The organism is Parvibaculum sp., assembly GCF_030694575.1.
Classification (GTDB): Bacteria; Pseudomonadota; Alphaproteobacteria; order Parvibaculales; family Parvibaculaceae; genus Parvibaculum.
Genome location: NZ_JAUYUS010000045.1, coordinates 1 through 26,007, shown reverse-complemented (window position 1 = coordinate 26,007; position 26,007 = coordinate 1). Strand labels below are relative to the sequence as shown.

Here is a 26,007-nt window from a genome sequence, read left to right as displayed (position 1 = left end):
GGCGCTGCATTTTATTGCGCGAATCCTAGTGAGCGGCAGCTCCGCCAACCCCACCCCATTGGGCGGCCCGCACCCGCGCCGCCGGCTCGAAAGAGAAGGCGCCGCACCCCGTTCGTGTAGTTCCGCCTCTTGCGGTCATCGCTCAAAGTCCACATCGGGTGGAGAAGCCGGGCACGCGAGAGAAGGTGCGCAGCGTTGTGATGCGGCGCAGCAAACTCGGGGGACGTGTCCGGATAATGCGTTGAATTACAAGCTTCTTTGCGCTGCTCCCGCGCCGCCATCCTTTAGGGCGGGGCGCGATCTGACCGCGTCACCCACCATTGTTGAAACGGTCGGAATCGGGGTTGCGAACCGATGAACAAGGCCGGAGGGGTGAGGGTGCGAAGGGTGAAGTTATCCCGACACGGATTGATTGCGGCCCGCGCGTTTGCGGCGCCCGCCATCGTGTCGAAAGCCTTTGAGGGGGAGTAGCGAGTGGAACGGTTGAGTGCGCGAATAGCCCGGGCCACGATGGCTCATCGCTGGCTGTCGCTTCTTGTCTTGATTGCGATCACGGGATTCTTCGCGGTTCAGCTCCGCAACGTCGAACTGCGGACGATCTTCAGCGACCTGCTGCCAAGCAACCATCCGTTCGTCCAGACCTACAAGGACCATCCCAACTTCGGCAACCCGCTCACCGTCACGATCATGGTGAAGCGGAAAGACGGCGACATCTACAACGCCGAGACGTTGCAGAAGGTCTGGGATCTGACGCGCGATGTCGATCTCACGCCCGCCGTCGATCACGACCAGATACTCTCCGTCGCCACCGAGAAGGCGCGTTATTCCGAGGCGACGCCGAACGGTATCGACTCCCGCCCCGTGATGGGAGATCACCCGCCGCGGACGGCGGCTGAAATCGCGGAGTTCCGCAGCCGCCTGCTGAAGGCGCCGAACGTTCGCACGTTCATGGTCTCCGAGGACGAAACGGCGACCCTCATCACCGCGACCTTCATTGAGCGCCTGCTCGACTACGGCGTGACGTTCGAGCACCTCGACAAGCTCGTGAAGGACGCCCGCGACGACAAGCACGATGTCTACATCGCCGGGCAGCCGATCCTCACAGGTTGGGTCTATTTCTACGAATGGCAGATGCTCGGCATCTTCGCCGTTACGGGTCTCGCATTGCTGGGCGCGTTGATTTTCTATATGCGCAACGTCGTCGGTGTCGTTGCGCCGCTGACGACAAGCCTTGTCGCTGCCGTCTGGGGATTTGGCTTTGTCGGCTGGCTCAATCAGCCCATCGAACCGCTCATCATGGTCGTTCCGCTACTGCTCGTGGCGCGCTCGTTCAGCCATTGCGTGCAGTTCATCGAGCGCTTCTACGAGGTTCTCCACCATGTGAAGAACCGTCGCCGCGCCGCCGAAATCTCGCTGAGCGTCATGATGGTGCCGGGCGTCCTCGGCATCACTACGGACGCAATCGGCCTCCTGTTGATCGGCGTCGCGCCCATCCCGGCGATGGAGCGTTTCGCGCTCTTCTGCGGCTTCTGGGCGATGATGCTGGTGCCGACCAACGTGCTGTTGACGCCGCTGCTCATCATGCTTCTGCCCGAACCGAAGAATGTGGGTCGTCTCGTCGGCGCCAACAAGGGAGAGGCGAAGCATGGCGGCATCAAGCTGCTGCTGCGCCTCATCGCGCATTTGTCCTTCGGTCCCCGGGCCTGGATCACGGCTGCGGCCCTCGTCGCGCTCACTGTCTTCAGCATCGGAAAATTGTCGGACCTGAAGATCGGCAACCCCGTCGAGGGAAGCAATCTCCTGTGGGAGGACTCCGAGTTCAATGTGGCTGTCTCCAATATCAACAGCCACTTTCCGGGCCTGAACACGCTGGAAATCATCTTCGAGTCGAAATCGCCCGACGACATGGAACGCGTCGTCCGCAAGGCGGAAACCGCGCTCACCATGCAGCGCCTTCAGCATCTGCTCGAGAGCCAGCCGAACCCGCCGGAAGCGTCGCTGTCGTTTGCCGACTATCTGCCAGAGGCAAATCGTCTCTTCAGCGGCGGCAATCCGAAATGGGCGCCTCTCGACCACGACGATGCCGCCGTCAGCGCCGCAGCCGGCGCCCTGATGGTCGGCACCGGGCCGAAGGCCTTTCTCCATGTGACGGATTTCGAGCAGCGCAATGGCACCGTGTCCCTCTGGTACAAGGACAACAAGCAGGACACGGTCGACGGGGCCCTGCGCCAGGCGCGGGCGGCGCTCGAGATCATCGGCACCGAATACGACGATTTCCGCATCAGGCTCGGCAGCGGCACGATCGCCCTCCAGCAATCGATCAACGACACGGTCGACAGCTATCAGTGGATCATCCTCGGCCTGTTGAACGCCGTCATTCTGGTGACCTGCAGCATCGCCTATCGCTCGGTGGTCGCCGGTATTCTCCTGCTCATCCCCGTCAACCTGTCGAACCTCTTTCTCGCAGCGGTCATGACGGAAATGGGCATCGGCCTCGACGTCAACACATTGCCGATCGCCGCCATTGGCGTCGGCGTGGGCATCGACTACGGAATTTATCTTCTGAGCCGCATCTACGAGGAATACCAGATGCGGAAGGACATGGCGCTCGCCATTCTCACGGCAGTCACGACGACGGGCAAAGCCATCTTCTTCACGGCCACCATCGTACTCATCGGCATCCTGCCCTGGTACTTCCTGTCGGCGCTCAAGTTCCTCGCCGACATGGGCCTGCTGCTCGTCATGGTCATGCTTATCAACATGGTCATTGCGCTCATCGTTGTGCCGCTGCTCGTCTGGTTGATCCGGCCGCGCTTTATCGAATCCACGGAACTGCTTGTGAGCGAGGGCGTCGACCTCGAAGCCCTCGCATCCGAAAACTCTGACGAAAATCTCCGCGCAAAGGCTGCGGAGATGGTGAAGCACCCGACAAACGAAGTGGTTGAGGTGGTCCCGCTCCGGCCATAAGCCGGCGGGTTCCTGTCCTACTGGGAGGAGGAAGGAAATGCGAATTCGAAAATACGACAGCGATTTCTCGCGGCGCGCTTTTCTTGAAAAGTCGCTGAAGGGAGTGGCGGCGGCGGGGGTGCTGGCGCCCCTCTGGCCGGAGATTGCGCGCTCGGGCACGATCGACAAGGTCTACCCCGACGAACTCCTCTCGATCGAGCTCTATACAAAAGGGCAGGTCAAACCGGGAGACGTCATCACGGCCGACAACGTGGAGGTGGTGAAGGACCTGCTCGATCCCATCGCCTACCGCCAGGTCAAGGAGATGGGCCGCCGCATCAACATCGTCGAAACCACGACCGATGTGACGAAGCTCTATCCCCACGAATACATGGAAGCGACGCTGCGTAATGCGGGCCGCGCAAAATTCGACGCCAATGGCAACGTCGTAACCGATGACGGCAAGCCCTGGATCGGCGGCAATCCGTTCCCGAATGCGCAGACCGGCGAGGAGGCTTTCGCCAATCTCACCATGTCTTGGGGCCGCCACGACGAATCCGTTTATGCCGTGCGCGACTGGGACATCTCGCCGAACGGCACGCTCTCCTACCAGTATGACTTCATCTGGGCGGAGCAGAACACGGTCGGCCTCGTCAACAAGCCGTCGCCCTATCAGGCGGGCGATGAAGACAAGCTGCGTTATCAGGCGGTCTGGTTTACCTCGCCGACCGACGCGAAAGGCACGGCCTTCCTCAACACCTGGCACTACGACCAGAGGAAGTTCCCGGAGCTTCTCGGCTATCTGCCGGCCTTCAAGCGTGTCCGCAACTTCCCGACAAACCAGCGCTTCGAGCCGCTTGTGCCCGGCATCACGATCTTTCTTTCGGATGCGTGGGCGGCCGGCGACCCGATGCTGACCTGGGGCAACTACAAGGTGATCGGTACGAAGCCGCATCTCGGTGCCGTCTCGGGCAACTGGACGGGCAAGCGCAATCCGAACTGGGAGCGTGAAGTTCACGGCGGTCCGAAGGATCAGACCTTCTTCGAGGACTACAAGGAACTGGTGCCGGAAGTCCTCGTCGTCGAGGCGGAGCCGATCGGCTATCCGCGCGCGCCGGTGAGCAAGAAGCGCGTCTATATCGACGTCCGCAACATGATGTTCGTGTCCTATCTCACATACGACCGTCGCGGCGAAATCTGGAAGTCGTTCGAACCGGCCTTCAGCCAATACCAGGACGGCGATGCGGCGTACATGGATGGCGCTCATCCGCTCTGGTCGTGGACGCATGTGCACAGCCACGACGTGCAGACAAACCGCATGAGCCGCTTCGTCCAGGCGAAGCAGATCACCGGCGGCTTTGGCCCCGAATACAACATCGGACCGAGCATCTACGACAAGTACCTGACGGCGCAGGCGATCCGCCGCTTCGGCACATAAAAGCCGGGTCGCGGGGGCGCCGGCGAAAAGGCCGGCGTCCCCTTGTCCTCGGGAGGAAGATAGATGTTGAGAAAATTTGCTGCCGCAGGTCTCGTTCTGGCGCTGCTGCCCGCATTCGCGGCGCTGGCCGCGACCGACGATCCATACCTCCGGTATCGCGGTACGCCGCATGACGTGCTTTTCGACGTAGTATTCGACGGCTCGTCGGGCATGGCGGTGGGCGGCGGCGGCACCGTGCTCGCGAGCGAGGACAGCGGCCGCAATTGGTCGCATCACGTACGGCCCGAGACCGATCTCGCCTTGCTGGGCGTGGCGGCCGCGGGTGGCCGGCGCTTCATCGTCGGTCAGTCTGGACAGATATTCCGTCTGGACGGCGCCGGATGGACCACGCTCGAAAGCGGCACGGACGCACGTCTCTTCGCGGTAGCTCTGGGCGAAGGCGGACTTGTCGCGGCCGTCGGCGGCTTCGGCACAATCCTCGTTTCGCGCGACAACGGCGCGCATTGGTCGGCCGCTGAACTCGACTGGATGCCGATCGTCGACGATTACGTCGAGCCGCATCTCTATGCGGTCCAGATCGTCGGCAACGTCATCACCGTCGGCGGCGAATTCGGCTTGATACTCCGCTCCTCCGATGGCGGTACCTCATGGACCGTCGCGCACAAGGGCGAAGCGTCGATCTTCGACTTTACGATAGATGAGAAAGGCCGTGGCATCGCCGTCGGTCAGGAGGGCCTCGTTCTCGCCACCACCGATAGCGGTGCGAGCTGGCGCGAGCGGGAGCGGCTTTCCGATACGAATTTGCTGGGTGTCTGGCAGTCCGGCACGCGCGCCTTCGCCGTCGGTATTCGCGGCGCTTACTCAAGCCACGATGGCGGCCGCACCTGGAAGCCGGTGGCGCGCAGCGACATTGAAACCGGCTGGTATCAGGCGGTCGCATCCTCGACGGCTCGAGACAAGCCGGTGCTTGTCGGTCATCGAGGACGAATTCTGGAAATGGATGAATGAGCCGTATGACGGCTTGAGGATGGTTCCAACCCGTTTCGGGTTATCCAAGGGAGGGGAGAAGATGTCTCGTAAAATTATCGAGGCCGCAGGGGGGCTTCTGGCTGGCGTGGCGCTCACGGTGGCGTTCACGGCAAGTGCAGGTGCTGCCGACTTCAACGTTCAGGGCTTCATCCGGCAGGAGCCGGCGATCAAGCTCACGGACGAAGAGAACCCGTATAATCAGCAAGGCAATCTCTACAACGGCGTGACCGTCACGCAGGACTCGACCTTGTTGGGTGGCGGCGTCACCACGACGACACGGCCGATCGACCGCGCCGACAATACCTTCAATCTGATGGCGACGCGTCTCGAGGTCGATTTCCAGGCCAACTTCAACGAGAACTGGAACGGTTTTGCCCGCTTGCGCGGTTACTTCCAGCCCGACATCTTCGACAGCTATGGCGATCCCGAGTTCTTCGAGACGCCGTTCTGGAGCGGCGGCCGGGCGACATTCCTGGAGACCAACGGCAAAAACTACATGGTCGACTTGCCGGCGCTCTATCTCGATTATTCGGAGGGCCCGCTCTGGATCCGTATGGGCAACCAGCAGATCGCCTGGGGTGAATCCCTGTTCTTCCGCGTCCTCGACGTGCCGAATGGCCTCGATTTGCGGCGCCACCTTCTGCTTGATCTGGTCGCTGAGGAATTCGCCGACGAGCGTGTAGCGTCGCCCGGTGTACGCGGTTCCTACCGCGTGTCGAACGACATCGAGATCGAAGCCTTCACGCAGCTTTTCAATCCGTCGATCCTCGCGAACCCGGACACGCCTTATAACGTCATCCCTTCGCAGTTCACGATTCACCAGCAGGAGGGTTTCGACGACGCTGAGGGCGCAATGAATGTCGGCGGCCGTATCCAGGCGCAGCTCGGCGGTGTCGCCCTGCAAGCGATTGCGGTCAACCGGCGCAATCCGGACGGCGTCTTCCACTGGACGGACTCCGGCGATCCGGTGTTGGGAGGGACGCCGTTCTCCATGAGTTCGACGGGCGTGTACTCTGCGGAGGAATGGTTCACCTACGCAGGCATGGCCCGCCTCAACGGGTTTACCGGCTTCAATACGGCGGTCCGCGAGTTCCAGCCGGCGACCGGTGGCCTTGGTGCAGCTGAAGTGCCAAATCAGACGCTGGCGGCTGCGGAGCTCGACCTGTTTTTCCAACTTCTTGGCCCGCTCCGCGGTCACATTGCACGCGTCTACCAGCGTGAGAACATCTTCGGTCTCGGTGCGAACTATGTCGTGAGTGCCGGCTCGGACTCCTTCTTCGACCAGCTCGTGATCCGGAGCGAACTCACCTACACGCCCGACAAGGAGTTCACCAGTCCCGACCTGAGCCGAAACCACATTGTCGAGGACGAGTACGTCGCTTCGCTGGTCTTCGAGAAGTATCACCGCTTCTCGCAGGAGTTTCCGGCGACCTTCATGGTGCTGCAGTATCTCTTCAAGTCGGAAAGCGACATGTTCGGCCGTCATCTCAGCGGCATGGGGGCAACCGGAAACCGCACCAGCGGCCTGCCGGATGGCGAGAGCTCGTTCAATGCCGTCGCCTTCGCACTTCAGCAGCCTTTCCCGAACCTCATCTGGCGGGCCGATTTCTCGGTTCTCTACGATGTGAAGGGCGGCGCGCTGATACAGCCGGGCCTGAAGTGGAAGCCGAACGAAGCATGGACGGCTGAAGTCTTCGCCAACGTCACACTGAGCGACGGCGGCAATGACGACATCGTCGATACGATCGATTGGGCCGATGAACTGACATTCCGCATTACCTATCAGTTCTGACAGTCTCCGATCGACGTAAGCTCCGTCCGGAGCGCCGGTGCGGACCGCGCAAGACCGTTACAGGATGCGGTATTGCGCGGTCACCCCCAAAAGCGCGCACTGGCGCTCCGGACGGTTGCCATCCGCCTGACCGGCGGCGGCAGCATCCGGCGGAGAAGATGATGCATATTCGGCGCTACACGCATGATTATTCGCGGCGCATCTTCCTGCAGCGGCTCGCAACGGGCATCGTGAGCCTCGGCGTCACGGCCCCGCTCTGGCGGACGCTGGAGGCTCATGGTGACGCCTCGCGCGCCTACCCGGAAGAACTTCTTTCCATCGAGGCCTACACGAAGGGCGCCGTCTCGACCGGCGGTCGCATCGATGCCGGCAATGTCGATCTCGTGAAGGACCTGCTCGATCCCATTCGTTACCGGCAGATCAAGGAAATGGGCCGCGTGCTGGAAGTCGTCGAGACGACGACGGATCTCATGCAATTGAGCCCGTGGGAATATCTGGAGGCAACGCTCCGCAACAAGGGCAAGGCGCGTTTCGATGCGACGGGCAATGTCGTCACGGCAGATGGCGAGCCCTGGATCGGCGGCAATCCGTTTCCCGATCCGAAAACCGCATTGGAAATATTCGCCGGCCTCACGCTCAGTTGGGGCCGCCACGACATCTCCGTCTACGCGACGAAGGAGTACGATCTGGCCCCGGGCGGGACCGTCGACTACACATATGAATCCATCTGGGCCGAACTCGCGCCCGTCGGCCGCGTCTCTGTCGATCCCATGCCTTACTGGCCAGAGTATCGCGACAAGCTCCGTTTTCAGTCGGTGGCCTTCACGCATCCCAATGAGGAGAAGGGCACGTCCTTCCTCAATATCTGGCCCTACGACCAGAACGAATTTCCGGAACTCTACGGGTACCTGCCCGCATTCAAACGGATTCGCCGCTTCCCGACCAATCAGCGCTTCGAGCCGCTCATCGCCGGCTCGACGATGTATCTCTCGGACGCATGGGCAGCCGGCGACCCGCTGCTTACCTGGGGCAACTACCGGCTGGTGCACCAGGGCCCGGCACTTGCCGCTCTCTCCGAAGGGTGGGAAGCCGATCATCCGAACTGGGAGCACGAGACGCATGGCGGTCCGAACGGCGTCAGCTTCTGGAACACGAAAGTCCAGCTTGTGCCGGAGGCGCTCGTCGTCGAAGCGGAACCGGTAAAGTTTGCGCGTGCGCCGGTCGGCAAGAAGCACGTCTGGTTCGACGCCCGGACGATGCTGCCCTTCGTGATGGTCTCCTTCGACCGCAAAGGCGAGGTGTTCCGCTCGTTCGACGGTGCCTTTTCGCTCTACAAGAAGGGCCAGTCGGCGGTCATGGATGGCACACATCCCTACTGGTCATGGACACATGTCCATGCCCACAACATCCAGACCAACAGGATCACGCGCCTGGAACAGGTGAACCGCATCAGGGGCGGTCACACGATGATGGTCAATGACCAGTCCGCATTCGACCGCTACCTGACGACGAGTGCGCTCCGCCGTCTCGGTATGTGAAACCTATCTTTTGGGTTCGATGCGCAACACGCTGCCGTTCTCGCCATCGGTCACCAGGTAGAGATAGCCGTCGGGACCTGTGCGGACTTCCCGAATTCGCTGGCCCAGTTCGCCGAAAAGCTCTTCCTGGCCGACCGGCTTGCCGTCCTCCATGTCGACGCGGCGCAGATGCTTGGCCGCCAGTGCCCCGACGAACAGATCGCCGTCCCATTCGGGAAAGACGTCGCCGCGATAGATCGTGAAACCGGCAGGTGCGATCGATGGCGTCCAGTGGAGCAAGGGCTGCTCCATTCCGTCATATTCCGTATAGGGCGAAATGCGGGCGCCGGAATAATCCAGACCATAGGTGATGACCGGCCAGCCGTAATTCTTGCCGGGCTCGATGATGTTGATCTCGTCGCCGCCCCGCGGTCCGTGTTCATGTTCGTAGACGATGCCCGACGCTTCGTCACGGAGAATGCCCTGTGCGTTGCGATGGCCATAGGTCCATATCTCCGCGCGGGCTCCTTCTCGGCCGACAAAGGGATTGTCTTCGGGCACGCTGCCGTCACGGTTGATGCGAACGATCTTGCCGAGGTCGGCATCGAGCTTCTGCGCCTGCTCGCGATAGTCGAACCCGTCGCCAACGGTTATCAGAAGCGTTCCATCCGGCAGGAAGAGCATCCGTCCGCCGTAATGGACGGGCGTGTCCTTCGTCGGTTGCGCGTCGAAAATCACATTGAGGTCGCTGAGCGTCGACCCGTCGAAATGCGCTCGGGCGACGCGGGTTCCGTTCTTGCCCGGCGTGCCGTGCGCATAGGAAAGATAGACGAGCCCGTTCTCCGCGAAGGCCGGGTCGAGCAGGACGTCGAAAAGCCCGCCCTGACTTTCGAAATAGACTTCCGGCACGCCGCCGATCGGGTCGGGCGACAACACGCCGCCCCGGACAAGCCGGATGTTCCCCGGCAGTTCGACAATGAGCGCGGAGCCGTCCGGCATGAAGGTGAGGCTCCACGGGTGGTCGAGCCCTTCAGCGACGGAGACAACCTCATAGGCAGCCGAAGTCTCTTGCGCGCGGACAGATGCCACGCCGCCGCCGACCGCCATGAGCAGAAAAACCGCAATTGTAGTCCATGTCCGTTCCCGCTTCGTCATCGGCTGTTTCCCGTCCCATCCGCTGTTATTCTGTGTAATCATACAGCGAGAAGACGCTCGAAAGAAATCGGTGGGGACGGGGAATGCAGATCGGCAAGATTGTGCTGGCGTTTGTTCTGGCGGTGGTCGTAACCACCGTGCTGGGTTCCATCGCTCATACGCAGTTCGTCCTTGCGGGCCTCGCGGACGTCGGAGCCGACGTCTCCCTGTCTGACCGGCTTTCAATGACTGCGCACGACATCGTCGGCATGGGCCCGCTTTACGGGGCGATCATCGGCCTCGGATTTGTCGTGGCGATGCTTGCGGGCGCACTCGTCTTTCGGCTCGCGGGCACCCAGCGTACCCTGATCTATGTGGTGGCGGGTGCCGCCGCCGTCGCGGTCGCCCTCACGACCATGGGAATCGTCTACGACATCACGCCGATTGCCGGGGCGCGGTCGACGCTGGGCTTCGTAACGCAAATGGTGGCCGGCGCATTGGGCGGGTTCGCTTTCGCCCGCGTTTCGCGGTAGCCCCCGCGAGTCGGCTTCCCGTGCCGCCCATGCCTCATCCTGCGGCACCCATGCCTCTTCAAACATCACCACATGCGGCGAAAGGGTCACCGGACACGAAAGTTCGCCGTCGGACGGTCGACAACGGTTGCCTTGTCGAGCCAATCCGTGCAGCCTTTGTGGCTGACGCTGCGGGGGGCGGATAATCTGGCTGTCGATGCCGATTCTGCCGGCCCGATCTTCAGTTCGAGTGGAAGCAGGAAATTGCCGAAAGCCGCAAGAGCATACGTCCGATATGTCGATGCCGTGAATCGCGTTGTTGGCCGGATCGTCATGTATCTGATCTTCGTGATGATCGGCATTCTGCTCTACGCATCCATCTCCCGGACCATGTTCAACATGCCCATCAGCTGGGCGATGGAGATGGGCCAGTTTCTGCTCGCCGCCTATTACCTTCTCGGCGGCGGTTACTCCCTTCAGATCAATTCGCATGTGCGGATGGACCTTCTGTATGGCCGCCTGTCGCCGCGAAAGATGGCGTTCACCGACACGATCACGGCATTCTTTCTCGTCTTTTATCTGACGGTCCTGCTCATCGGCGGCATATCGAGCACCGAATACGCCATTACTTATCAGCAGGTGAACTACACCTCATGGGGTCCGCTGCTCTGGCCCATCAAACTCATCATGACGGTAGGCATCGCGCTCATGTTGTTGCAGGCCATAGCCATTTTCTTCAAGGACCTGGCTAGAGTGCGCGGCGAGGAAGTCGCATGAGCTACGAACTCATTACCCTGCTCATGTTCTCGTCCTTGATGGTGATGCTGCTTACCGGGCAGCGCGTCTTCGGCGCCATCGGTTTCGTTGCGGCCGGCGCGGCGCTCCTTCTGTGGGGCGACGGCGCCGTCGAGATGCCGTTCAACGCAAGTTTCCAGGTGCTGAACTGGTATCCGCTGCTGACTCTGCCGCTCTTCATATACATGGGTTACATGCTCGCGGAGTCGGGCATCGCCAACGACCTCTATCGCATGTTCCACGTTTGGATGGGTCCCGTTCGCGGCGGTCTCGCTCTCGGCACCATCGGTCTCATGGTCATCATCTCGGCGATGAACGGTCTCAGCGTCGCCGGCATGGCGATCGGCGCGAGCGTTGCGCTGCCGGAATTGCTGCGCCGCGGCTACGACAAGGTCATGGTCACGGGCGTCATTCAGGCGGGCAGCTCGCTCGGCATTCTCATTCCGCCAAGTGTTGTTCTCGTTCTCTATGCGATGATCGCGCGCCAGCCCGTTTTGCAGCTTTGGCTCGCCGGTGTATTGCCCGGGCTGCTCATGGCGTCGCTGTTCGCCCTCTACATCTATATCCGATGCCGGAGAAATCCGAAGCTCGGCCCGCCGCTCCCCAAGGAGGAGCGCGACCTCATTACATGGCCGGAAAAATTCCGGCTGCTGCGCGCAGGCATTGCGCCCTTCGTGATTTTCGCGACCATGATGGGGCTTTTTCTCACCGGCATCACGAGCCTCGTCGAAAGCTCCGCCGTCGGCGCGACCGGCGCCACGCTGGCCGCGCTCTTCAAGCGCCGTCTCACATGGCGCGTGATGGACGACACGATGCGGCAGACGCTCAGCATCACCTGCATGTTCATGTTCATCATTCTGGCCGCGCTCTGTTTCGGTGCGGTCTATGACGGACTCGGCGCCAAGAACGCCATCAGGGTCCTGATGCTGGAAACCTGGGACCTCACGCCCTGGGAAATCCTCATCATGATGCTGGTGTCCTTCGTCATACTCGGCATGTTTCTCGACGACACGGCCATGCTGGTGATCGTCGCCCCCCTCTACATACCGCTGGTCCTCAGCATGGGGTTCAGCCCCATATGGTTCGGCGTCCTTTATGTGATCACCTGCCAGGTCGCCTACATAACCCCGCCATTTGGCTACAATTTGTTCCTTATGCGGGCTATGGCGCCGCCAGAGATAACGCTTGTCGACATCTACCGCTCAATCGTACCGTTCGTGGGGATCATGTTGGTTACGATTGCGATTGTAATGGCGTTTCCGCAGATCGCCCTGTGGCTTCCGGAAATGTATTCCGGGCGATAGGGGATAACGCCCTGCGGGCAACATTAGGCAGTAAGCGGATTTTCTTCGTGCGAGAGGGCCGGGTCTGGCTGGGGCTGGATACGACCCGAAACATCAGAGAAGAAGGAGCCCTTCCATATGACTGACCATCCGAAGATAAACAAACGCGACTTTTTGAAGAAAGCCGGTGTCGCCGCCGTCGGTGCCGGCGCACTTGCCGCGCCCAACGTTGTCCGTGCGCAGGCGCCGATCAAATGGCGTCTTCAAACCTATGCCGGCGCTTCGCTTGCCGAGCATGTCATCAAGCCGTCGATCGATGCGTTCAACAATGCCGCCAACGGCGAAATGGTGATCGAACTCTATACCGCCGACCAGCTTGTGCCGCAGGGCGAGCTTTTCCGCGCCGTGCAAAATGGCACCATCGACGCGGCACAGAGCGACGACGACAGCATGGCTGCGCCGATCGACGTGTCGGTGTTCGGCGCCTACTTCCCCTTCGCTTCGCGCTACAGCCTCGACGTCCCCGTGCTGTGGGAATGGTATGGCTTGCGCGAAATCTGGGAAGAAGCATACGCCGAGGTGCCAGGCGTGACCTGGCTCAGCACTGGCTCGTGGGACCCCTGCAACTTCGTCACGACGAAGCCGATCCGCTCTGTCGCCGATCTCAAGGGTCTGCGCGTCTTCACCTTCCCGACGGGCGGCAAGTTCCTCGAGCGTTTCGGCGTCGTGCCGGTCACGCTGCCGTGGGAAGATATCGAAGTCGCCATCCAGACCAACGAGATCGACGGCGTCGCCTGGTGTGGCGCGACCGAGACCTATACCGTCGGCTGGGCGGACATCACCAAATACTATCTGACGAACAACATCTCCGGTGCATGGGCCGGCTCCTACATCGCCAATACCCAAAAATGGGAAGCATTGCCCGAGCATCTGAAGACGCTGTTCAAGCTCAGCATGGACAGTTCGCACTATTACCGCCAGCACTGGTATTGGTGGGGTGAGGCGCACTACCGCACCACGGGCGGCAAGCTCGAACTCACCACGATCCCGGAAGCGGAGTGGGCGACCATCGAAACCGAGGCGCTCAAGTTCTGGGACGAAGTCGCCCAGAAGAGCCCGCGCAACGCGAAGGTCGTTGAGATTCTGAAGAAGTATGCGGACACGATGAAAAAGGCCGGCGCGCCCTACCGCTACGGCTAGGCGCAGTTGGACGATTGATCTCACGGGCTCCATCGGCGGCATTATCCGAAGATGGAGCCCGTTCGATTCCTGCTCTCGATCGCGCTCGCCCTATGCGGTGCGCGAAGTGCCAAAAAGCCCCGATTATCGGAAGGTTATTTTAAAGTGGCTGGGGGACTAGGATTCGAACCTAGATAGGCAGAGTCAGAGTCTGCAGTCCTACCATTAGACGATCCCCCAAAAAGCGCCGGATTCGACCCGGTTTCCATACAGTTGAAACCGGATCGCCGCGCATTTGGTTGCGCGCGCGGAAACTAGTCGCCGGTCTCCCGTTCGTCAACACTTTGGGCGCTTCATTGAGACCGGGGCCGTGTCCTTTACCCCACGGCTCAGGCTGCTAGACTGGCTGCAACTGAAATATAGGGAATCCGGTAGGAAGCGCGCTCAGTATTTGCTGTCGCCTGCGCTGCCCGGGTCAGAATAGCGTGCACCATAAAGGTGACAGCGGTTTGAACGGCCCTGGCGGGGCCGCTGCCGCTCCAGAAGGGGTGCTGAAGCCCCCGCCCGCCGCAAACGAGCCTTCCGGCGAACCGGAAGCAGGGGAAGTGCGTGAACGCCCTGCCGCCGTCGATGGAGAGCCCAAACGCCGCCGCAGGCGTGGCCGCCGGGGCAGAGGCCTGGCGAAGGCGCATACTGCAAGACAGTCCGGCCGCGAAGCTCGCGCTGAAAGCCCGAAGCCGTCTTCCGCCGTCGCGCCTGACCTCCGGCACCGGCGGCCCGCGGCCGATCCATCCGATACGCTCTACGCTGCGCTCGATCTTGGCACCAACAATTGCCGTCTGCTGATCGCGCGCCGCTCGCCTGACGGCTTCAAGGTCGTCGATGCCTATTCCCGGATTGTTCGTCTGGGGGAGGGGCTCGCGCATACCGGTACGCTGGGCGACGCGGCAATGTTGCGTGCGATCGATGCGCTCAGGATTTGCTCGGACAAGATGACCCGTCGCGGCGTCACGCGTGCGCGCATGATCGCCACTGCCGCCTGCCGCACGGCCTCGAACGGTTCGGTCTTTATCGACCGGGTGAAGAAGGAGACCGGCCTTTCACTCGAAATCGTATCCACGGAGGACGAGGCGCGTCTTGCCGTCGCAGGCTGCGCGCCGTTGCTCGACCGGACCTGTTCCTCCGCGCTTGTCTTCGATATAGGTGGTGGTTCGACGGAACTCATCTGGGTCAAGATGGACGGCGCCGCTCCCGAAGGCAACGACAGGCGCGCTTCCCGCACCTCCATAGGCGATTGGGTATCGCTGCCCTGCGGCGTCGTCACGCTGGCCGAACGCCACGGTGGCATCGATGTGCCGGGAGAGGTCTACGACCGGATGGTGGATGAAGTGGCGGACCGGTTGCGGCCTTTTCTCGATCGCGTGAAGGCGGCCACGACCTGGCCGGAGAACGGACAGGATTTCCATCTGCTCGGCACGTCCGGCACGGTCACGACGATTGCCGGCGTCCATCTGGGACTGAGCCGGTATGACCGCACGCGCGTCGACGGCATCTGGATATCGCCGGTCGACGTTCGGCGCGTCACGCGCTCGCTGCTCGACATGGACTATGCGCGTCGCGCCGCCCATCCTTGCGTAGGGCAGGAGCGTGCCGACCTTGTTCTGGCCGGCTGCGCCATCTTCGAGGCCATTGCCCGCGCCTGGCCAGCCGACCGGCTTCGCGTTGCCGACAGGGGCCTTCGCGAAGGCATCCTGATGTCGCTGATGGACGCGGACACGGCGCGCCGCCGCCGTCGCAGGCGTCGCCGGAGATCGGAACGGGCCGAAGCCGCACCTGGCGCATAGTGACTGGAAAGAACATGACCGACAGCGGAAAGACCGGCGGCAAGGGAGGTAAGGGAGCGGGCAGCGGAGCCCGCGCCCTGAAGGTGCGCGTCAAGACGGCGCGCAAGCGCAGCAATTCCTCTACGCGCTGGCTGCAGCGACAGCTCAACGATCCTTACGTCCATGCAGCAAAACGCGAAGGTTATCGTTCCCGGGCCGCCTTCAAGCTCATCGAGATGGACGACAAATACCGCTTCCTGAAACCCGGCGGCCGCGTGGTCGATCTCGGCTGCGCGCCGGGCGGCTGGTGCCAGGTTGCTGTCGCGCGCGTGAAGGCGGAAACTGGCGGTGCGGGGGCCGATGGGCGGCACGGCCGCGTCATCGGCCTCGACTATCTGGAGATGGACCCCGTTCCGGGGGCGACCATCCTTCAGCTCGACTTCCTGACAGAAGGGGCGGACGACCGCGTGAAGGAGCTTCTGGCGGGCGAGGCGGATGTCGTCCTCTCCGACATGGCGGCCCCCACCACCGGCCACAAGCAGACCGACCACATGCGTATCATGTCGCTCTGCGACATTGCCGCCCACTTTGCCATCGAAGTTCTGGCGCCCGGCGGCACCTTTCTCGCCAAGGTGTTACGCGGTGGAACGGAGAATGAGCTTCTGGCCATGCTCAAGCATCACTTCCAGACCGTCCGGCATGTAAAGCCCAAGGCCAGCCGCGCCGATTCGGCTGAGATGTACGTTCTGGCCCAAGGCTTTAAGGGCCGCCCTGAAAGTATTGTCGAAGAAGGCGAATGATTGTTTTGGTGCGATGCGATATGCGCCTTTGCTTTCCCCGATATAGGTGTTAAAAGCCAGCGCCAACACACGATCAAGTGGCTCAGCATACCGGGCCCAGGAGGTTGGCAGCATGATCCGCGAAGCACTAACATTCGACGATGTTCTCTTGCTGCCTGCTGCCTCCTCGGTCCTGCCAAGCCAGGCAGATACGCGCACCCGCCTGACGAAGTCGATCAGCCTCGGCATCCCCATCATTTCCGCCGCCATGGACACGGTCACCGAGGCTCGCCTCGCCATTGCCATGGCCCAGGCCGGCGGTATCGGCGTTCTTCACCGCAATATGGATGCCGACGTGCAGGCCGAGCATGTCCGTCAGGTGAAGAAGTTCGAAAGCGGCATGGTGGTGAACCCCGTCACTATTGAACCGGACGCGACGCTCGCCGACGCCTTCGCACTGATGGAGCGCCACGGCATTACTGGCATTCCGGTGGTAGAACAGTCCGGAAAGCTCGCCGGCATCCTCACCAATCGCGACGTCCGCTTCGCCACCAACATGAACGAGCCCGTCCGTAATCTGATGACGAAGGAAAACCTCGTCACGGTCAGCGATGGTGTGAGCCAGGACGAGGCCAAGCGTCTTCTCCACAAGCACCGCATCGAAAAGCTGCTGGTGGTGGACGACGCCTATCGTTGCGTCGGGCTCATTACCGTTAAGGACATCGAAAAGGCGCAGCTTCACCCGAATGCCGCCAAGGACGAGCAGGGCCGTCTACGCGTTGCCGCCGCGACGACCGTCGGCGACGAAGGTTTCGCCCGCTCGGAAGCGTTGATTGCCGCCGGCGCCGATGTCATCGTGGTCGACACCGCGCATGGCCATTCCAGCCGGGTTTCGGAGGCCGTCCTCCGCATCAAGAAGCTCTCCAACAACACGCAGGTCATTGCGGGCAACGTCGCAACCGCCGACGCCGCGAAATCGCTGATCGACGCGGGCGCCGACGCGATCAAGGTCGGCATCGGCCCCGGCTCCATCTGCACCACACGCATCGTCGCCGGCGTCGGCGTACCGCAACTCACCGCCATCATGGATGTTGCCGAAGCCGCGCAGAAAACCGGCACCCCCGTCATCGCCGATGGCGGCATCAAGTTTTCCGGCGACCTTGCCAAGGCGATCGCGGCCGGCGCCGATTGCGCGATGCTGGGTTCCCTCTTTGCGGGCACCGAGGAAAGCCCGGGCGAGGTCTTCCTTTTTCAGGGCCGCAGCTACAAGGCCTATCGCGGCATGGGCTCGGTCGGCGCCATGGCTGTCGGTTCGGCGGACCGCTACTTCCAGCAGGACGTAAAGGATTCACTGAAGCTCGTCCCGGAAGGCATTGAAGGACAAGTCCCTTACAAGGGACCGGTTGCCGCGATCATCCACCAGCTCGTCGGCGGTCTCCGCGCCGCCATGGGATACACGGGCAACGCCACGCTGAAGGAATTCCAGGAGAAAACGGAATTTGTCCGCATCTCTTCTGCAAGCCTTCGCGAAAGCCATGTCCATGACGTGACGATCACCCGCGAGGCCCCCAACTATCCGGGCGGTGGAAGCTGATCGTGCTCGCCGCACAGGGCCGCGCATCATGACGCCCGGCGCACGTCTTCAATCCGCGATAAGCGTCCTCAACGACATCTTCCAGAGTGGCCGCCCTGCGGATCGTGTCTTCGATACCTGGGCGCGCTCCAACCGCTACGCCGGCTCGAAGGACCGCGCGGCGGTGAGCGATCTCGTCTTCACTGTTCTCCGCCGCCGTGCCGAATTGTCCGCTGCCATCGGTGGCGAGGATGCGCGTCTGCTCGCCTTTGCCGCGCTTGCCCTTGTCGAGGGGCAGGGCGTCGACGCTGTCGCCGCACTCGCCGACGGCGCGCGCCATGCGCCGGAACCTCTGGGAGAGGAGGAACGGCGAATACTTTCCGCCGCAGCTCTGCCGGGCGAAGGCGCTGCGTGCTGGATCGAATTCAATTACCCCGAATGGCTTCACCCGGAACTGGAAGCCGCCTTCGGCTCCTCGCTCGGACAGGAGATGGCGGCGCTGATGGGACGCGCGCCGACGGACCTTCGCGTCAACACGTTGAAGACGACGCGCGAAAAGGCACTGGCGTCGCTGACCGCTGAGGGCCTTTCCGCCGAGCCGACGCCTTGGTCACCTTGGGGGCTCCGGCTCACCTCGCGCGGCAACGTGCTCGGCCTCGCCAGCTTCCGCGACGGTGCGATCGAGATACAGGATGAGGGCTCGCAGCTCGCCTGCCTGCTCGCGGGTGCGGCGCCTGGCGAACAGGTTGTCGATCTCTGCGCCGGCGGCGGAGGCAAATCGCTGGCGCTCGCCGCCATGATGAAGAATCACGGCCAGATCTACGCCTGCGATACCGACGCCCGCCGCCTTGGCGGCCTGATCCCCCGTGTCCGCCGTGCCGATATCCGCAATCTCCAAACCAGGGCACTTGGCCCTTGTGTGCAGGATACGCCGGACGGAGACCTCGCCGACCTCGAATCGCGCGCGGATTGTGTTCTCGTCGATGCGCCCTGCAGCGGCACCGGCGCCTGGCGGCGAAGCCCCGATGCTCGCTGGCGCCTGAACCCGGAAATGCTCGCCGGTTATCGGGCGGCGCAGGCAGAGGTGCTGGCGCGCGGCGCCCGTCTCGTCCGTCCCGGAGGCAGGCTTGTCTACGTCACCTGTTCCCTGCTCCCGTCGGAAAACGAGAAGCAGGTCGAGGCTTTCCTTGCCGCCCATCCGGCCTTCGCGCCGCAGCCCTGGGCGCCCCTCTGGCCGGAGCCGGTGTCGGTCCCGCCTGCGCCGTCCGGCAATTGGCTCCGCCTCACGCCGGCCACGACCGGAACCGACGGTTTCTTCGTCGCCATTCTGCGCCGGGAGGTTCAGCCATGAGGCGCCGCCGCATCGGGCTTGACGGTTTCCGGCAGGGATGGTCTATCGAAGCTCGTACCCTTCACGGGCCTGGACGTATGGCGGCCGCTTTTCTCCACAGGATTTTCAGTTCCGCGCATGTGCCGGTGTGGCTCGTGCTGACGGCTGCGCTGTGCGTACCCCTGCAAGCCCACGCGGTCGACGCGCGCTCCGAGCGCGCTTCGCTCAGCCTCACGTCGCGGGGCGTCGAGGCCGCCGCTTCAGGACAACTGGCCGAAGCGCAGCGATATCTTGAGGAAGCGATCGTCGCCAACCCGGCCAACGGTCGCGCCATCGCGGAACTGGGGGCCGTCCATCAGGCGGGCGGCAACGCGAAACTGGCGCGCAAATACTACCGCATCGCCCTCGACATCGACCCGGTTTCGCCGGACGCCCTCAGCCGTCTCGGGCTGCTCGATATTTCGGAAGGCAACCGCGCCGCCGCGGAAGATATCCTGCGCAAGCTCCGCATCGTCTGTGCCACCTGCGTCCAGACGCAGGAACTTGCCCGCGCACTCGGCGTGAACGGTACCGTGCAGGCCCCTCACCCGGAAACATCCTCCTCCAATCCGTAGACGGAACATGACTGAAGACCGCATTCTCATCGTCGATTTCGGCAGCCAGGTAACGCAGCTCATCGCGCGACGCATCCGCGAAAGCGGTGTCTATTGCGAGATCGTTCCGTTCAACAAGGTCGACGACATGATCGACAGGTTCGAGCCGAAGGCGATCGTCCTCTCTGGCGGCCCTGCGAGCGTCACGGTCGAAACCGGCCCCCGCGCCTCGCTCCGCGTGTTCGAATTGGGCGTTCCCGTTCTCGGCATCTGCTACGGCGAGCAGACCATGTGCGTCGAGCTTGGCGGCAAGGTGGAAGGCTCGGACCATCAGGAATTCGGCCGCGCCTCCATCGAGGTCGTGGCGGAGAGCGCGCTCTTCGATGGGTTGATGAAGGTTGGCGACAAGGAACCCGTCTGGATGAGCCACGGCGACCGCGTTGTCGCGCTCCCGGAAGGTTTCAAGGTCATCGCGATCAGCCGTGGCGCGCCCTTCGCCGCCATCGCTGACGAGACGCGCCGCTTCTATGGTGTCCAGTTCCACCCCGAAGTCATGCACACGCCGCGCGGCCGCGACATGCTCTGGAACTTCACGCACAAGATCGCCGGTTGCTCCGGCGACTGGACCATGGCCGCCTTCCGCGAAACGGAAATCGCCAAGGTGCGTGCGCAGGTCGGCAAGGGCAGGGTGATCTGCGGTCTTTCAGGTGGTGTCGATTCCTCCGTCGTTGCGGTGCTGCTGCACGAAGCCATCGGCGATCAGCTGCAATGCGTCTTCGTGGACACGGGCATGATGCGTGCGGGCGAGGCAGAGCAGGTCGTCAGCCTCTTCCGCAACCACTACAACATTCCGCTCGTCCACCGCGACGCAAGCGACCTCTTCCTCGGCAAGCTCGAAGGCGTCAGCGATCCGGAGAAGAAGCGCAAGATCATAGGCGCCACCTTCATCGACGTCTTCGAGGAAGAGGCGAAAAAGATCGGCGGCGCCGAATTCCTCGCGCAGGGCACGCTCTATCCGGACGTGATCGAAAGCGTCTCTTTCACCGGCGGCCCCTCCGTCACGATCAAGAGCCACCACAATGTCGGCGGTCTGCCCGAGCGCATGAACATGAAACTGGTGGAACCGCTCCGCGAGCTCTTCAAGGACGAAGTACGCGAACTTGGCCGCGAGCTCGGCTTGCCGCCCGATTTCGTCGGCCGTCATCCGTTCCCCGGACCCGGTCTCGCCATCCGCGTGCCTGGAGAGATCACCCGCGAGAAACTGGAAATCCTCCGCAAGGCCGACACGGTCTATCTGGAGGAAATCCGCCTCGCCGGCCTCTACGACGAAATCTGGCAGGCGTTCGCCGTGCTGCTTCCGGTGCGCACCGTCGGCGTCATGGGCGACGGCCGTACCTACGACTACGTCTGCGCCCTCCGCGCCGTTACCTCGACCGACGGCATGACCGCGGACTACTATCCCTTCACCCACGAATTCCTGGGCAACGTCTCCACCCGCATCATCAACGAAGTCCGCGGCATCAACCGCGTCGTCTACGACGTGACCTCGAAGCCGCCGGGAACGATCGAGTGGGAATAGGAGACAAGGGCGTGCCCGGTGGGTGCCGGTCATCCTGCGCACGTCGTCCGATTAGATAGCCCCCTCCGGGATTCTACCTGCGCCGGCGCACGGCTCTCACCTTGCCGCTGGGGCCGCCGCCGCAGAAGAACCGGTCGCCGCCATCGGATTCCAGTCCGGACACGCCCACACCGGCCGGCAATTCGAGCCTCTCCAGAACGTCTCCCGTCTGCGGGTCGATACGCCTCAGATCGCTGTCGTCGCCTTCCCATGTGGCATGCCAACATTCGCCGTCGACCCAGGTCACGCCGGTGACGACGCGGTTGGACTCGATGGTGCGGAGAATATCTCCCGTTTCAGGATCGACCTGATGAATTTTCCGGTCGCGGTATTGCCCGACCCAAAGCGTCCCTTCCGCCCATGCGAGCCCCGAGTCGCCGCCGCCTCCGGGCGCGGGAATTGTCGAGAGTACCCGGCCGGTCTCCGGATCGATTTTCTGAATCCGGTCTTCGGCGATCTGGAACAGGTGCTGACCGTCGAATGCCGTTCCGGCATGCGCGGCGACGTCGATCGAACGCTGCATCTCTCCCGTCTCCGGATCGAAGGCGTTCAGTTTGTCTCCGCTGGCAAACCAGACGTGCCGGCCATCGAATGTGAGGCCATGCACATGGTCGGCACCGGGGAAGGGGCCATATTCGCGGATGATTTCGGCTGCAATCTTTTTCATGTGCTCATCCTAGTCGGCGGGCAGCGGACCGGGGAGTAACAAGACTGTCGGGAATACCGGTACCGGCGGTGTCATCCAGCGGCGCGCGCGCCCACGGCCGAACGACTGGACCTTGGCTGACGCGGCCAGCGATTCCAGCGCCCGCTGGACCGTACGCGGACTGGCGCCGAGCGCGACTGCCAGCGAGGAACTCGACCACGCCTCGCCATCGGCGAGGAGGGCGAGAACGGCGCCATGCCGTTCTTCGGCAGGCGGCGCCAGCACGACAATGTCGCCTGCGCGGTGTGGCGTCAGCGCAAAGCCCTGCTTCGTTGCATGCACATCCGCCAACGCCTGAAGCTCCCTGCGAAGCCGCCCGATCTCGACACGCAAACGTGCGCGATGCGATTCATCGGCATGCTTCGCCCCGAACGCGCGCGCGATGAGTGTGCTCCTCGATACGTCTCCGGGCCAAGCCTCGCCCAGAGCGCGGGCGAGAGCGAACAGCACCGGGCGCGTCGAAAGCGAAACCGCCATGCCCGCCTTCCGGACGGCGTGGCGGCATGCGTCCACGACAAGCGCCTCGGACGCAAGCAGTTCCTCGACTTCTTCCAGCAGAAGAAACCGTTCCTCTCCGTCAGAGATCAGGCGTGCCACGGGCGTCTCCATCACCAGCGAAGCGCTTTCCACTTCCGCTGTCAGCGCGGGAATGTCCGCTTCGCGCGCCGCTTCTCTGGCGCGGCTGAGTGCTGCTTTCGCCGGTTGCGTTTGCAGCCGCCGGATTGCGATACCCGCACCCGTCAGCTCATGGGCGACCCGCGATGCAGGGGGCAGTAGGGCTGGATCGACGTCGGCGAACATGCGCTCTGCGTCGTCGAGGCGGCCGATCAGGAGCAGGCGCCGTACCTCAAGGTTCCGTGCATGCGCTGCGTTCACCCGGTCGCCGCGCTGTTCGAGTATTGTCCTCGCCGCGTCGAGGGCCTTGGCTGGCCAGCCGAGATCTCGCGAAACGAGCGCAATCTCGGCCTCGGCGACGACGCATCTCGCGCGGGCCACCGCCTCCTTCGGTCCGAACGCGCGAGCGGCGCTTCGCAGCAGCACCTTTGCCCGCGCAAGCTCGCCGAGCTGCGCCATTGCAATGCCGCGAAGCGCAAGTGCGGGGGCATCGTCGCGAAGCGCCACCCGGTTCAGCGCGCCGAGCGGGTCGCCCGCCGCAAGCGCGCGCGCCGCGGCGGTAATCAGCGAGTCCATCGGAATCCCGTCACACTTGTCACTCTCACCCTTCGATGTCCCGGTGTCAGGTTAGCCCATGACCAACAACGGGCGATAGCTCGCGCTTCAGCCCGAAGGCAAGACACTGGCTTATACGGAGGTTGCAAGGATCATGACCAAATCATCCACGAACGATCGAGGAAGCGCACGGCCCGCTATGCACACGCCGCCCATCGTGTCGCCACAGGAATGGAACGCCGCGCGCGAACGGCTGCTCATGAAGGAAAAGGCCCACACGCGGGCCCGTGACGCGCTCGCCGCCGAACGCCGGCGGATGCCGTGGATGGCCGTGGAGAAATCCTATGCGTTCGACGGGCCGGGAGGCACGGCGAGCCTGCTCGACCTTTTCGAAGGCCGGCGCCAGCTGATCGTCTACCGCGCCTTCTTCGAACCCGGCGTGCTCGGCTGGCCCGACCGCGCCTGCCGGGGCTGCTCCATGGTGGCTGACCAGGTCGCCCATCTCGCTCACCTGAATGCCCGCGACACCACCCTTGTTTTCGTCTCTCGCGCTCCGCAGGCGGACATCGCCAGGCTGAAAGAGCGGATGGGCTGGGTGATGCCCTGGTACACGGTCACCGACAGCTTCGATGCTGACTTCGGTGTCGGCGAGTGGCACGGCCACAACGTGTTCATCCGCGACGGCGAACGCGTATTCCGGACCGGCTTCATCAACAACCGCGGCGACGAGGCGATGGGCAGCACCTGGAGCTATCTCGACATCACGCCCCTCGGCCGGCAGGAGACATGGGAGGACTCGCCCGAAGGTTACCCCCAGAGCCCGCCCTACAAATGGTGGAACTGGCACGACAATTACGCCGCGGATGCCGCGCCCGACCCGAAATGGGTCGAGGTGTCGGACGCCGGAGAGGCTGCCTTCCGCAATCTCGATCCGGGTGTGAAGCCATGAACGGAGTCGGTTCCACCAATTCGGCCGCCGCGAAACATGACGGCAAGCGTACCGGAACCTCGCTCGACCTGGCCGGATGGCTGGGTCTCGCCGCTGCCCCGGCTTTCGCAATCATGGCTCTGGTGACGGCTCTTCTCGACGGAGGGCCGATGGAGGCGATCTGCTCGACGGAACATGGTCACCCATTGAGCGGAATGGTTCCGATGTACCTGCTGATGTGCATCTTCCACTCGACACCTTGGCTGAGGCTCGGCTCCGGCGGGGCCGGCCGGCGAAACTGACTTGGGCGGCGCTTGACATTCTTTCCATCGGATCGTAATAAACCATTAGGTTAAATAACCTGATGGTTTATTACCCATGAATGCCGACCCTCTGAGCAGCAAGTTCGCGGCCCTCGCCGATCCCACGAGACGAGCGATTTTGGCCCGTCTCGCGCTGGGCGACGCATCCGTGAAGGAACTGGCCGAGCCCTTCGATATGAGCCTCCCGGCCGTTTCGAAGCATCTGAAGGTGCTGGAGCGGGCGGGCCTCATCGCGCGTGGCCGCGAGGCGCAGTGGCGCCCCTGCCGGATCGAGCCTGAAGCCCTCAGGGAAGTGGACGACTGGCTCGAGGAGTATCGCCGCGTCTGGGCAGCGCGGCTCGACCGCCTCGATGCCTTCCTGCAGCGGGCTCAAGGCGAAGATGCCGATGCGGGAGCCGGCGGCCGCAAGGCCGGAAAATAATTCACCATTCGATCGGACACATAAACTCGGTGGAGACACTCATGCTGAAGGTTCTGCTCACTGTGGTCGCGGTGCTGGCCGCGCTCGTGGCCGCTCTCTTCATCTATGCGTCGACAAAGCCCGACACGCTTCGCTTCTCGCGCTCCACGCTGATTGAGGCGCAACCGCAGAAAATCTATGTCCTGATCGAAGATTTCCACCGCTGGACGGAATGGTCGCCTTACGAGCATCGCGACCCGAACATGAAGCGGACTTTCGGCGGAGCGGAGAAAGGCGAGGGCGCCACTTACGCCTGGGAAGGCAACAGCGACATCGGCAGCGGCCGCATGGAAATTATCGAAGCGACGCCGCCGTCGCACATCCTGATCCAGCTCGATTTCATCTCGCCCATGGAGGCGCACAACGTCGCCGAGTTCACCATGGAGCGCGAAGGCGAGGCAACGCTCGTCACATGGTCGATGGAAGGCGGGGCGAGCATCTTCTCCAAGGTGGCCGGCCTCTTCATCGACATGGACAAGATGGTCGGATCCGATTTCGAGGCCGGTCTCGCCAGGTTGAAGGCAGCGGCGGAAAGCTGAGCCCCCGCGAACCCACATCCTGAACCGGAAGTACCGTCGTCTGAGAACCCGTGTTTTCAATCGAAGGAGTAAAATCATGCAGAAAATTTCGGCCTGCCTGTGGTTCGATACCCAGGCCGAAGAGGCAGTGAACTTCTACACCTCCATCTTCGGAAATTCGAAAAAGGGCAGGGTGCTGCACTACGGTGAAGAAGCGCCCATGAAAGCCGGAACGGTGCTTACCATCGAGTTCGAAATCGAGGGCCAGAAATTCACGGCCTTGAATGGCGGACCGCTCTTCCAGTTCAGCGAAGCCGTCTCGTTCATGGTCGACTGCAAATCCCAGGAAGAGATCGACTACTACTGGGACAGGCTTTTGGAAGGCGGTCATGCGCAGCAATGCGGCTGGCTCAAGGACAAGTTCGGCGTCTCCTGGCAGATCGCCCCCTCGGTCCTCATCGACATGATAAACGACCCCGATGCTGAAAAAGCGCAGAGGGTCATGCAAACGATGATGCAGATGGTCAAGTTCGACATCGCGAAACTCGAAGCTGCTTACGC

General features: G+C 62.7%; 23 protein-coding genes and 1 tRNA gene. 20 read left to right on the top strand and 4 right to left on the bottom strand.

Annotated elements, in window-relative coordinates; all coding sequences use genetic code 11:
• Positions 1-474 precede the first annotated feature (474 nt).
• The 5 genes from Q8S60_RS06900 (at position 475) to Q8S60_RS06880 (ending at position 8,743) form a co-directional block, all read left to right on the top strand.
• Positions 475-2,967, top strand: a complete 2,493-nt coding sequence (locus Q8S60_RS06900) for an RND family transporter (RefSeq protein ID WP_305277444.1) — start codon at positions 475-477, stop codon at positions 2,965-2,967.
• A gap of 37 nt (positions 2,968-3,004) precedes the next feature.
• Positions 3,005-4,384 carry a DUF1329 domain-containing protein gene (locus tag Q8S60_RS06895; protein WP_305277445.1) on the top strand — a complete coding sequence of 460 codons (1,380 nt, stop codon included), beginning with the start codon at positions 3,005-3,007 and terminating at the stop codon, positions 4,382-4,384.
• Positions 4,385-4,447: 63 nt separating this feature from the next.
• Positions 4,448-5,392, top strand: coding sequence for a hypothetical protein (locus Q8S60_RS06890; protein WP_305277446.1), 945 nt, complete (start codon positions 4,448-4,450; stop codon positions 5,390-5,392).
• Between the two features lie 61 nt (positions 5,393-5,453).
• Complete coding sequence (locus tag Q8S60_RS06885) at positions 5,454-7,205, top strand: DUF1302 family protein (RefSeq protein ID WP_305277447.1); 1,752 nt, start codon at positions 5,454-5,456, stop codon at positions 7,203-7,205.
• Between the two features lie 158 nt (positions 7,206-7,363).
• Complete coding sequence (locus Q8S60_RS06880; protein WP_305277448.1) at positions 7,364-8,743, top strand: DUF1329 domain-containing protein; 1,380 nt, start codon at positions 7,364-7,366, stop codon at positions 8,741-8,743.
• 3 nt (positions 8,744-8,746) lie between these two features.
• Here Q8S60_RS06880 and Q8S60_RS06875 read toward each other — a convergent pair whose 3' ends face one another.
• Entirely contained in the window at positions 8,747-9,877 is a 1,131-nt protein-coding gene (locus Q8S60_RS06875) for a PQQ-dependent sugar dehydrogenase (RefSeq protein WP_305277449.1), read from the bottom strand.
• Between the two features lie 83 nt (positions 9,878-9,960).
• On the opposite strand from Q8S60_RS06875, the gene Q8S60_RS06870 reads away from it, so the two are divergent.
• The 4 genes from Q8S60_RS06870 to Q8S60_RS06855 all read left to right on the top strand — a co-directional run bounded on the left by Q8S60_RS06870 (position 9,961) and on the right by Q8S60_RS06855 (position 13,646).
• Positions 9,961-10,389, top strand: a complete 429-nt coding sequence (locus Q8S60_RS06870; RefSeq protein WP_305277450.1) for a hypothetical protein — start codon at positions 9,961-9,963, stop codon at positions 10,387-10,389.
• 243 nt (positions 10,390-10,632) lie between these two features.
• Positions 10,633-11,145, top strand: coding sequence for a TRAP transporter small permease subunit (locus Q8S60_RS06865; protein WP_305277451.1), 513 nt, complete (start codon positions 10,633-10,635; stop codon positions 11,143-11,145).
• Positions 11,142-12,467, top strand: coding sequence for a TRAP transporter large permease subunit (locus Q8S60_RS06860; protein ID WP_305277452.1), 1,326 nt, complete (start codon positions 11,142-11,144; stop codon positions 12,465-12,467). The genes Q8S60_RS06865 and Q8S60_RS06860 overlap by 4 nt, the downstream gene beginning before the upstream one ends.
• A gap of 117 nt (positions 12,468-12,584) precedes the next feature.
• Positions 12,585-13,646 (top strand): TRAP transporter substrate-binding protein, encoded by a 1,062-nt coding sequence (locus Q8S60_RS06855; protein WP_305277453.1) that lies wholly within the window; start codon positions 12,585-12,587, stop codon positions 13,644-13,646.
• Between the two features lie 145 nt (positions 13,647-13,791).
• Here Q8S60_RS06855 and Q8S60_RS06850 read toward each other — a convergent pair.
• Positions 13,792-13,865, bottom strand: a tRNA-Gln gene (locus Q8S60_RS06850).
• Between the two features lie 365 nt (positions 13,866-14,230).
• Between Q8S60_RS06850 and Q8S60_RS06845 the strand changes: the two genes are divergently transcribed.
• From Q8S60_RS06845 to guaA, 6 genes are all read left to right on the top strand, one after another.
• Complete coding sequence (locus Q8S60_RS06845; protein ID WP_305277454.1) at positions 14,231-15,469, top strand: Ppx/GppA phosphatase family protein; 1,239 nt, start codon at positions 14,231-14,233, stop codon at positions 15,467-15,469.
• Between the two features lie 14 nt (positions 15,470-15,483).
• Positions 15,484-16,248, top strand: coding sequence for an RlmE family RNA methyltransferase (locus tag Q8S60_RS06840; protein WP_305277455.1), 765 nt, complete (start codon positions 15,484-15,486; stop codon positions 16,246-16,248).
• A 112-nt stretch (positions 16,249-16,360) separates the two neighbouring features.
• Complete coding sequence (gene guaB, locus Q8S60_RS06835) at positions 16,361-17,821, top strand: IMP dehydrogenase (protein WP_305277456.1); 1,461 nt, start codon at positions 16,361-16,363, stop codon at positions 17,819-17,821.
• Positions 17,822-17,849: 28 nt separating this feature from the next.
• Positions 17,850-19,151 (top strand): RsmB/NOP family class I SAM-dependent RNA methyltransferase, encoded by a 1,302-nt coding sequence (locus Q8S60_RS06830; RefSeq protein ID WP_305277457.1) that lies wholly within the window; start codon positions 17,850-17,852, stop codon positions 19,149-19,151.
• A complete protein-coding gene (locus Q8S60_RS06825) occupies positions 19,148-19,744 on the top strand; it encodes a lipopolysaccharide assembly protein LapB (protein ID WP_305277458.1) in 597 nt (198 codons plus the stop codon). Before Q8S60_RS06830 ends, Q8S60_RS06825 begins: the two co-directional genes overlap by 4 nt.
• A gap of 7 nt (positions 19,745-19,751) precedes the next feature.
• Entirely contained in the window at positions 19,752-21,302 is a 1,551-nt protein-coding gene (gene guaA / locus Q8S60_RS06820; RefSeq protein ID WP_305277459.1) for a glutamine-hydrolyzing GMP synthase, read from the top strand.
• Between the two features lie 73 nt (positions 21,303-21,375).
• Here guaA and Q8S60_RS06815 read toward each other — a convergent pair whose 3' ends face one another.
• Together Q8S60_RS06815 and Q8S60_RS06810 are read right to left on the bottom strand one after the other, a co-directional pair.
• Complete coding sequence (locus Q8S60_RS06815; RefSeq protein ID WP_305277460.1) at positions 21,376-22,008, bottom strand: PQQ-binding-like beta-propeller repeat protein; 633 nt, start codon at positions 22,006-22,008, stop codon at positions 21,376-21,378.
• Between the two features lie 9 nt (positions 22,009-22,017).
• Positions 22,018-23,238 carry a helix-turn-helix domain-containing protein gene (locus Q8S60_RS06810; RefSeq protein ID WP_305277461.1) on the bottom strand — a complete coding sequence of 407 codons (1,221 nt, stop codon included), beginning with the start codon at positions 23,236-23,238 and terminating at the stop codon, positions 22,018-22,020.
• Positions 23,239-23,371: 133 nt separating this feature from the next.
• Between Q8S60_RS06810 and Q8S60_RS06805 the strand changes: the two genes are divergently transcribed.
• The 5 genes from Q8S60_RS06805 to Q8S60_RS06785 all read left to right on the top strand — a co-directional run.
• Positions 23,372-24,166: a DUF899 domain-containing protein gene (locus tag Q8S60_RS06805; protein ID WP_305277462.1), complete on the top strand. Its 795-nt coding sequence runs from the start codon at positions 23,372-23,374 to the stop codon at positions 24,164-24,166.
• The gene (locus Q8S60_RS06800; protein WP_305277463.1) at positions 24,163-24,447 is read left to right on the top strand and encodes a hypothetical protein; all 285 of its coding nucleotides are present in this window, start codon (positions 24,163-24,165) and stop codon (positions 24,445-24,447) included. Before Q8S60_RS06805 ends, Q8S60_RS06800 begins: the two co-directional genes overlap by 4 nt.
• A gap of 76 nt (positions 24,448-24,523) precedes the next feature.
• Positions 24,524-24,889 carry a helix-turn-helix transcriptional regulator gene (locus Q8S60_RS06795; protein WP_305277464.1) on the top strand — a complete coding sequence of 122 codons (366 nt, stop codon included), beginning with the start codon at positions 24,524-24,526 and terminating at the stop codon, positions 24,887-24,889.
• A gap of 41 nt (positions 24,890-24,930) precedes the next feature.
• Complete coding sequence (locus tag Q8S60_RS06790) at positions 24,931-25,467, top strand: SRPBCC family protein (protein WP_305277466.1); 537 nt, start codon at positions 24,931-24,933, stop codon at positions 25,465-25,467.
• A gap of 76 nt (positions 25,468-25,543) precedes the next feature.
• On the top strand, positions 25,544-26,007 hold a 464-nt coding region (locus Q8S60_RS06785; protein WP_305668450.1), incomplete at its 3' end, for a VOC family protein.

Bases quoted from the DNA above. Each gene is read 5' to 3' on its own strand.
- Q8S60_RS06800 (WP_305277463.1), top strand. From the start codon at position 24,163: ATGAACGGAGTCGGTTCCACCAATTCGGCCGCCGCGAAACATGACGGC.
- guaA (WP_305277459.1), top strand. From the start codon at position 19,752: ATGACTGAAGACCGCATTCTCATCGTCGATTTCGGCAGCCAGGTAACG.
- Q8S60_RS06870 (WP_305277450.1), top strand. From the start codon at position 9,961: ATGCAGATCGGCAAGATTGTGCTGGCGTTTGTTCTGGCGGTGGTCGTA.
- Q8S60_RS06825 (WP_305277458.1), top strand. From the start codon at position 19,148: ATGAGGCGCCGCCGCATCGGGCTTGACGGTTTCCGGCAGGGATGGTCT.
- Q8S60_RS06885 (WP_305277447.1), top strand. From the start codon at position 5,454: ATGTCTCGTAAAATTATCGAGGCCGCAGGGGGGCTTCTGGCTGGCGTG.
- Q8S60_RS06790 (WP_305277466.1), top strand. From the start codon at position 24,931: ATGCTGAAGGTTCTGCTCACTGTGGTCGCGGTGCTGGCCGCGCTCGTG.
- Q8S60_RS06810 (WP_305277461.1), bottom strand. From the start codon at position 23,238: ATGGACTCGCTGATTACCGCCGCGGCGCGCGCGCTTGCGGCGGGCGAC.
- Q8S60_RS06895 (WP_305277445.1), top strand. From the start codon at position 3,005: ATGCGAATTCGAAAATACGACAGCGATTTCTCGCGGCGCGCTTTTCTT.
- Q8S60_RS06795 (WP_305277464.1), top strand. From the start codon at position 24,524: ATGAATGCCGACCCTCTGAGCAGCAAGTTCGCGGCCCTCGCCGATCCC.
- Q8S60_RS06855 (WP_305277453.1), top strand. From the start codon at position 12,585: ATGACTGACCATCCGAAGATAAACAAACGCGACTTTTTGAAGAAAGCC.
- Q8S60_RS06875 (WP_305277449.1), bottom strand. From the start codon at position 9,877: ATGACGAAGCGGGAACGGACATGGACTACAATTGCGGTTTTTCTGCTC.
- guaB (WP_305277456.1), top strand. From the start codon at position 16,361: ATGATCCGCGAAGCACTAACATTCGACGATGTTCTCTTGCTGCCTGCT.
- Q8S60_RS06860 (WP_305277452.1), top strand. From the start codon at position 11,142: ATGAGCTACGAACTCATTACCCTGCTCATGTTCTCGTCCTTGATGGTG.
- Q8S60_RS06890 (WP_305277446.1), top strand. From the start codon at position 4,448: ATGTTGAGAAAATTTGCTGCCGCAGGTCTCGTTCTGGCGCTGCTGCCC.
- Q8S60_RS06880 (WP_305277448.1), top strand. From the start codon at position 7,364: ATGATGCATATTCGGCGCTACACGCATGATTATTCGCGGCGCATCTTC.
- Q8S60_RS06830 (WP_305277457.1), top strand. From the start codon at position 17,850: ATGACGCCCGGCGCACGTCTTCAATCCGCGATAAGCGTCCTCAACGAC.
- Q8S60_RS06805 (WP_305277462.1), top strand. From the start codon at position 23,372: ATGACCAAATCATCCACGAACGATCGAGGAAGCGCACGGCCCGCTATG.
- Q8S60_RS06840 (WP_305277455.1), top strand. From the start codon at position 15,484: ATGACCGACAGCGGAAAGACCGGCGGCAAGGGAGGTAAGGGAGCGGGC.
- Q8S60_RS06815 (WP_305277460.1), bottom strand. From the start codon at position 22,008: ATGAAAAAGATTGCAGCCGAAATCATCCGCGAATATGGCCCCTTCCCC.